Raw genomic sequence first — 1,039 nt, forward strand, 5'->3', positions numbered from 1 at the left:
GTTCCGAGGTGCGTCTCTCGCAAGGGCAGCTGCGGATCGGGACCGTGACTGGCATCAGCGATATGGACTGGGGCGACGGAAGTCTGATCCGGGTCGATCTGGATGGCGGTGGCGAGCAGACGTTCGACCGATACGATCTCGCGGTCTATGTCGAGGCTGATTGCAAGGTGCCCTGGAAGCTGATTGGCCTGTCGTTTGGGCGCTGTGTTGGCGACATCGTGCGCGGCACCGTCGATATCAACGATGTGCTGGTCGTTATCGCATTGACCCACATGACGCACCGTACCGATATTGTGCCGGTTATCGAGGCGTATCGCGAGCGCCCGGGTTATCTGATCGGACTGGACGGTGAAGCATGTCTACGTGCCGGCCAAGAGCTGTGGGACCGTGGTCTCGTGCATCAGCCGCGTACGTTCGGCGCGTACCCCACGAAGCTCCCGAAGGATACGTGGATTTCGGTGCCAGTGGACGAGCGTGACCTGAGCTGGGGTGCCTGATGGGGATTCGTGATTGGATTCAGGGGACATCTGCATCACGTGATGCAGATACATCTGTTCAAACCCGGGCCCCGGCAACTCGATGGATCACATACGATAAGTACGGGCACGTCGCAGCACGCCGTATGGAGCATATCCTAGCTGAACTCCGTGAGGCGTTCGTCGAACACGGTGTGAATGAGTATGAACTGGTCGTCAGTACCATTGATTGGAAAAGGGTAGACGTAGCGTGTAACATTCTGCTGATCGACGACGACATCGTGATTGATCGTGCGTACGATTCAGCAGCGTGGGGCGGTTCTGACCATTCCGTCAAGTACGAGCTGCGCCGTGTACAGACAGAGGCCATTAGCGCGTCCGAGGCACGGGCCGCACAGGAAGAGGCGCGGGCGGTTCTCGCGGCTCGGGCACGGACCCATGTTGATAAGCTGATGCCTGCTGTCTATAACGCGATTCAAAAGAAAGTGAAACGCGGCCTGTATTCGGCACAGGTAGAAACGCTGTTGCCCGAGGGTTCTGTCGAGAGCAGGGAAGCCGCAGCC

General features: G+C 58.5%; 2 protein-coding genes. Both read left to right on the plus strand.

Going from position 1 to position 1,039, the window contains the following annotated elements; translation table 11 throughout:
- Positions 1-497: hypothetical protein (locus AC1RO3_RS07960; RefSeq protein WP_481763924.1), on the plus strand; the 497-nt coding region annotated here is incomplete at its 5' end.
- A 125-nt stretch (positions 498-622) separates the two neighbouring features.
- Positions 623-1,039 (plus strand): hypothetical protein (locus AC1RO3_RS07965; protein ID WP_481763925.1); only part of this gene is annotated, 417 nt, incomplete at its 3' end.

Source organism: Dellaglioa sp. CoH-57-MRSF-19, assembly GCF_056781975.1.